The organism is Candidatus Eisenbacteria bacterium, from assembly GCA_016867495.1.
GTDB lineage: Bacteria > Eisenbacteria > RBG-16-71-46 > CAIMUX01 > VGJL01 > VGJL01.
Genome location: VGJL01000148.1, coordinates 1 through 6,217, shown reverse-complemented (window position 1 = coordinate 6,217; position 6,217 = coordinate 1). Strand labels below are relative to the sequence as shown.

5 protein-coding genes are annotated in these 6,217 nt (G+C 67.4%); all 5 read right to left on the bottom strand.

The features are described 5' to 3' along the window. The coding region (locus FJY88_10905; protein ID MBM3287842.1) for a serine/threonine protein kinase at positions 1 to 1,944 on the bottom strand (1,944 nt) is incomplete at its 3' end. A 550-nt stretch (positions 1,945 to 2,494) separates the two neighbouring features. After that, the gene (locus tag FJY88_10900) at positions 2,495 to 3,322 is read right to left on the bottom strand and encodes an IS66 family transposase (protein MBM3287841.1); all 828 of its coding nucleotides are present in this window, start codon (positions 3,320 to 3,322) and stop codon (positions 2,495 to 2,497) included. Then, complete coding sequence (locus tag FJY88_10895) at positions 3,315 to 4,409, bottom strand: transposase (protein ID MBM3287840.1); 1,095 nt, start codon at positions 4,407 to 4,409, stop codon at positions 3,315 to 3,317. Before FJY88_10895 ends, FJY88_10900 begins: the two co-directional genes overlap by 8 nt. Then, positions 4,406 to 5,287: a DUF4338 domain-containing protein gene (locus FJY88_10890; protein MBM3287839.1), complete on the bottom strand. Its 882-nt coding sequence runs from the start codon at positions 5,285 to 5,287 to the stop codon at positions 4,406 to 4,408. The genes FJY88_10895 and FJY88_10890 overlap by 4 nt, the downstream gene beginning before the upstream one ends. A gap of 49 nt (positions 5,288 to 5,336) precedes the next feature. Continuing rightward, on the bottom strand, positions 5,337 to 6,173 hold the full coding sequence (gene tnpB / locus FJY88_10885) for an IS66 family insertion sequence element accessory protein TnpB (protein ID MBM3287838.1): 837 nt from the start codon (positions 6,171 to 6,173) through the stop codon (positions 5,337 to 5,339). Positions 6,174 to 6,217 lie beyond the last annotated feature (44 nt).

The window sequence follows — 6,217 nt, the reverse complement described above, 5'->3', positions numbered from 1 at the left end:
GTGTTCGAGCGCCTTGCGCTCTACCAGACCGAGCAAGGCTTTCCGGCGAGCCCCCGTACAACCCTGTTGGACGCCTCCCGACTCCAAGACCATCCGCGCGTGTCTCGAGAACCGGACGGATGTGACGCATCGGGTGAGGCGCCGGGCGAAGCCGCCGATCTCATCGAGCGATGGCTCTCCCTCCGCGCGGACGCCGACCAACTCGGTCAGAACCTCTCGAATTCTGACAGGCCGATCCCGGGCCCGATCTCCTTCCCAGATCCGCACGGCGAGTTCGTACTCCCCGGCCTGGATGAGGGCGGATGCGGCGACGTGCAGTGCTTTCACCGATGCGGAATCGATCCAGTCCGACCATGCCGGATCGCCTCCGGCTTCACGGGAGAGAACCTCGATCCCGCCGATCGTCTCCCACACGAACTCCAGCGCCGCCCACCACGCTCCATCGAGGATCAGGCTCTCGGATGCGGCGAGCTGCCTGTCCACGATCTCGCGGATCGCCGCGAACTCCGCCGCCCTCTTGCTCGCAGCAAGGCGCGCTGCAGCCTCTGCCGCCCGCCCCAGGTCTCCGAGCTGAAGGAAGAGCCTGCACTCGAGCGATGCCACCGCCGAGTCGCGCAGAGGCCAGATCCCAGGCACGGTTTCGAGCCTCTCCCGCGCCTCCTCCGCCTCGCCCCGGCGCAGGAGATCATCGACGGCGGCCAAGGTTCCGCGTCTTCGGAGGAGTCGCTCACCTGCAAGCGCGGCGAGCACCGCGACAACAATCAGGACCGCCGCCACCATCGCGCGAGGATTCCGCCTGAGCCAGAGCCGCACCCGGTACGCCGTGCTCGCCGGCCGCGCGCGGATCGGCTTCCGAGCGAGCCAGCGATCGATGTCCTCCGCCATCTCGCCGGCGGTCGCGTAGCGCCGGTCCGGCTCCCAGCGCATCGCCTTCTCGCAGATCGTGGCCGCGTCCCGATCGACCGAAGGCCTGAGCTTGCGGATCGGCACCGGCTCCCTCTGCGCCACGCCGGCGATGATCGCCGCATGATTGGAGCCCTCGTGGGGCGGACGGCCTGCGAGCATCGCGTAGAGGGTCGCCCCGAGCGAGTAGATGTCGGACGACCTGACGGCGGGGAGGCCGCGGGCCTGCTCCGGGGACATGTAGGCGGGCGTGCCCAGGATCTCGCCGGTCGCCGTGATCGATCCCCGATCGCTCAAGGAGGCAAGGCCGAAGTCCGCGAGGAAGACCCGGCCGGCGCGTCGCACGGAGGAAGGATCGCTCTCCAAGAGAACGTTGCCCGGCTTGATGTCCCGGTGGATCACCCCCGCCGCATGGGCAGCCTCGGTGGCACGCACCGCATCCCTTGCGATCTCCAGAGCCCTCTTCACATCCAGCAAGGGCCCAGCCTCCAAGAGTTCCTGCAAGCTGACCCCGTGGATGTACTGCATCGCGATGTACGGGCGGCCGCCTTCGATCCCGGCCTGGAGCACGGGGACGATCGACGGATGGTTGGTGCTCGCCGCGGCCTTTGCCTCGCGAAGAAATCGCTCGGTCGACTTCGCGTCGCCGGCGATGTGAGGAGAGAGGAGTTTGAGAGCCACCTCCCGCCCCAGCGATACCTGTCGGGCGAGGTACACATCCCCCATGCCGCCGCCGCCGACCCGCCGGAGGATCTCGAAGTCCCCCAGGCGCCACGGGGCTTCGGCCGATGGCGATGCCGATGCGGATGACGTCTCGGGGGCCGGCGCGCCCGCCACAAGATCCCGGTAGAGCTCGCTTGCGGCCCCGAAACCCGAGTCGAGTTCGCGGCGCGGATCCGAACCCGCCAGGGTCCTTCGAGAGGCCTCCCGCTCGATGGTCGACGAGAGATCGGCGACGGCGGCCCGGAGTTCGTGTCCTTCCGGTGAGCCTGCAAAATCCGGGGGGTCTTCGGCGGCGGCCGACGTGCGGCGGCCAACCACGCCGACCCCCCCTGGCCAGGGCGCCTGCCGGGCCCGATCGTGACCGAGGTGGCCCGATGATCGGCGCCAGCCGGGGCGCGGCGGGGACACAAGCCGGTGCGGCCGAGCAAGGGCCGGCCCTGCGGCCCCACCGCGCCCACGATTCCGAGCGTAAGCCCGCGCGAGTGGTCGCAGCGCGGGCTTCGCCGGGCTTGCAGAGAGCTGGGGGTGAGGCCACGGCCCGGGAGATGGGGTCGCGCGCACGGGGGCGACTCGGCAAGGGAGGTTGGCTGCGCTGCGGCGCAGGCGTGGGAGCGGGGGAGGCGGGCTCGGGCGGCGTTCCGGTTCGGTTTGGCCCCGGGGCCTTACCTGGCCCCCGGCGTACCCGGCCGGTGAGCGGCTCCGGGAATCCCCGTTATGATGAGGTCCGTGCTTCCGCGCCCATTATCCTGCCCAGGACGCGGGGAGGTTCCCGGCCCCTCAGTGGGGTGGCCGGGCCGTGATGCGAAGGGCCATCGCTGCCCAAGGAGCAGCACACCGCTGAGCGTGTCAGCCGCCGCGTCGGCGCGCGTCAGTCTTCCCACACGCGCGCCAGGGTGTGCCGGTAGTTCCACGGCATCCAGTCTGTCGGCGTCAGGGCCACGTCCACGGCGTGTTCCTGGAGTTGGGTCAGGTAGTCGAAGGGATCGGCGCCTTCGAGTTCGCAGGTGTAGATGAGGCTCATGTAGATGTCGCCCACATGGGCACCATGTTCGGTCTTGTAGAAGAGGCTGTTCTTCCGGTGGATGATGGCTTTCTTCAGCGCCCTCTCGACGATGTTGCTATCTAGCGGCGCCCCGGGGACCTCGAGGAAGAGGGTCAGTTCCTTCCAGTGATCGCGGCTATAGGAGATCGCCTTCCCGAGCCCGGAGTTCGGCTCCACCTTCCGACTCTCGATCTGGTCGATCATCCAGGCCTCGAGCTCCTTCATCAGGGGACCACTCTCGGCCTTGTGAAACGCCAGGCGCTCCTCCGGCGACATCTGCTTCTCCCTCGTGATCTCGTCGTTCTTGTAGACCTTCGCAAGGGTCTCGATCACGTAGAGGCACTCCTCGGGGAAGCTCGGCGCGACATCGACGAAGTTCCGCCGCGCGTGCGCCAGGCAGTTCGCCAGGATGACCTTGAGGCCCTTGGGCACGTTCCGCGACAGAGCATCGCACATCTGGATCGGGGGGCCGAGCTCGGCCGCCCTCTGGCAGAGCACGTCCTTCAGGTTCTCCCCAGCGTGCTGGCGCCCCGTGAAGAAGAGCGCGATCTTTCGACCCTCCTTCGTCGACACGACGCCCGAGGTGAAGATCCCGGTCCGTTCCCGGCCCTTCGCCTTCGGCGTCTCCCCTTCCGCCTGCGGTCTCTCATCCATCGTCTGCCTTCCCTTCGTTCTTCTTCTTCGCCTTCTCCATCTCCTTCATCAGATCCAGCACCTTCCCCCTCGTGTCGTCGTTGTAGACGACCTCGCCCTGCGCAGCCTCGTAGAGGAGCGCCTTGTACACAGGCACCATCGGGTTCACGGCGCTCTCGACGATATCCCACTGCGTGGCGTCCGGCAGGGGGATCCGGAAGTTCTTCTGGAGACGTTCGAGGCGGTAGAAGGGGACCCCTGTCCCATACCTCAGGACCGCGATGATGCTCGCCGCGGTCGCGTCGTACTTCTCCGTGCCCAGGCCCTCGGGCGGCTTGGCCGTGAAGACCGTGTTGCAGTCGCCGCAGCGGAGTCGCTGGAGCTTCGAGACCGTCGCACCCACGGGGGACCGGCCAACGATCCGGATCAGGACCGCTGGGGGCACGTACTCGTAGAGCTTGCCCTTGCACCTCGGCACGGGGCACGGATCGCCGGGCTTCAGGCTCTCGTGCTGAACCAAGATCGTCTCGGCGCCTTCGTACTTGTCGGCGCCGTTCCGACCGTGCCCCTTCTTGGGGCCTTCATCCGGTGCGCCTTCGTCCTTCTTCCCCTCGCCATCGCCCGCGGGAGGGGGTGCCTCGGAGGGCGCCCCATCCCCGGAGGGCTCGGCTGCTTCGGGCTTCCCCTCCGCCGCGGGCGGTTCTGGCCCTTTCTCCGGCTCGGGGATCTTCTCGTCCTCGCCCAAAGGAGGTAGGTCCTCCGCGGGGGCCGCATGGCCCGAGGGCTCGGATTCATGGGGCTTCGCCTCGGCCTCGGGCGGTTCCGGGCCTTTCTCTGGCTCGGAGATGTTCTCCGCGGCGGGGGCATTCTCGGTCTCCGGGAAGACGTCGCAGAGCTTCTCGCTCTGGAAGGGGGAGATGAAGAGCTTGCGGAGTTTCTGGATGGTCGCGTCCTTCTCGGCGAGGAGATGCGTCAGGTGGATGTGCGTATCCGCGAGGTACTCCAGCGTCTTGTAGTCCTCCGGCGCCACCGATGGTTTCACACGCGCCAGAAGCGCCCTCAACTCCTCCACGCTCAGCTCGATCACTTCGAACTCGCCCTCGCTCATCCGAGCCTCCCCAGGATCTCTCGGAAGCGGGGCGACAGGGGATAGCCCCACGATTCCTTCAGGGAGCGGTTGGGCTTGTTCGTCTGATCCGCCTTCCCCCGGCCTGTCGTCAGGCCGAGGAAGATCCAGTTCGCCGCCCGGTAGCACGTCCCCCGGAATCGCTCCCGATCCACGAAGGTCTCCAGGAAGTGGATCGGGTGGCTGTAGAGCTGTTCCCAGTCCGCCGAGATCCTCCTCGCCATGCGCGAGAGGAGGTGCGAGGCAAGGTCTTTGACATGAACCCAGGGCAGAATGAGATAGCGCGTATTGTAGGCGAGGAAGCGAATGTTTCGCCGCCTCGCCTCGGGCGACCAGCCGATGAATCGATCCCGGCACCCAATGTGCCGCGGCGCCGAGGACCAGGCCATGCAGGCCACGGGGATCCCTCGGGCGTAGATGAGAAACTTGAGGTGCTCCCCGACCGGCCGCATGTAGCCGAGGTAGTGGTGGCTCTCGATGAAACTGTCGAAGACCGCTTCCTCACCGGTCCGCCGGACCTGGTGGAACTCCAGTGGCCGGAGGTCCGAGAGAGGTGACTCGATCGGATTCCAGGTGAGGAACGGTAGGGGCTCCGGCCGCTGGCGCCGGATCACGTTGTTCGGCGGCGCGCAGCGCTTGGCCGGCAGCTCGATATGGCCCGCACGGTGGAGGAGAAGTAGCAACCCCCGCGCCACCATGTCGCAGGGGTTGCCGTTGGATTGGACCCAGTTCCAGGTCTCGCAGAGCTTGCGAGAGAGAGCCTTGCGGGAGGCGGTCGGGTGATCGGCGATGAGCTGCCGGATGAAGTCGATCTTGTCGGCCCCGAACGTCCTGCCTCGGTACCTGATCGCAAGGTCCATGGCGGGAGAGTAACAGGACGTGCCGGGGAACGCAAGACCTTTTTTTTCCTCAGCCTGCCACCGCCACACGCCGCCACGCAGGGGCCGCCTCCGCCCCCTCCGGATTCCCATTCCAGAGGAGCACCTGCAGCTCATGGGCGTCCAAGGGGCGGATCCCATCCTGTCCGTCTGCAGGCCACCAGCGGAACTTCCCGCAGGACAAGCGCTTCGTTGAAAGCCAGAAGCCCTGGCCATCATACACCAAGACGCGCACAGCCTTGGCGCTGCGGTTGCGGAAGACAAAGACGGCTCCGGAGAGAGGATCGGACTTGAGCTCGATGCGGCAGAGGCCAGCTAACCCGTCGATGCCTTTCCGAAAGTCGACCGGCTCGACGGCCAGCAGGATCCGCATCTGGGGAGTGATCTGGATCATGCCCGCCTCCCCCAGAAGGCCTCGCTCAGAGGCACCAGCTTCCCATCCCCATCCGCCGCCATGCGGATCGTCATCTTCGCCCCGTCGGGGCGGACCATCTCGACGACGCAGGCTGAGGCGGCCAGGGGGGCTGCCGAGGGGATCTCGACGAAGGCCGGCCGCGGAACGGGCCGCTTCTGTCCCATGCCGTCGACCCGCCGCTTCAGATCGTAGTAGTTCAGGTGCAGGGCCTCGGCGATCGGGTTCACGCCGTGGACCCGTGCGATCTCGGCCGCCGCCCGCCACAGGTCCTCGGGCATCTGGGAACGCTTCTTGCGGGTCTTCCGCCATGCCTCGATCCCCGTCCGCACCCTGGCGAGGGCCACCGATGAGCCGTCCGCCCGTCTCTTCTGCTCCATGCGCTATCCTCCTTCCTGGTTGGCCGGGCTCTTCGCGTCCGGAGCTGAGGATAGCGGGGGGCAGGGGCGGTTTCATGCACGCTCACCGGAAGGACACCGGAGTTCGCGCAGGGCCTCGGC

Bases quoted from the DNA above. Each gene is read 5' to 3' on its own strand.
- FJY88_10900 (MBM3287841.1), bottom strand. From the start codon at position 3,322: ATGGATGAGAGACCGCAGGCGGAAGGGGAGACGCCGAAGGCGAAGGGC.
- FJY88_10895 (MBM3287840.1), bottom strand. From the start codon at position 4,409: ATGAGCGAGGGCGAGTTCGAAGTGATCGAGCTGAGCGTGGAGGAGTTG.
- FJY88_10890 (MBM3287839.1), bottom strand. From the start codon at position 5,287: ATGGACCTTGCGATCAGGTACCGAGGCAGGACGTTCGGGGCCGACAAG.
- tnpB (MBM3287838.1), bottom strand. From the start codon at position 6,173: ATGAAACCGCCCCTGCCCCCCGCTATCCTCAGCTCCGGACGCGAAGAG.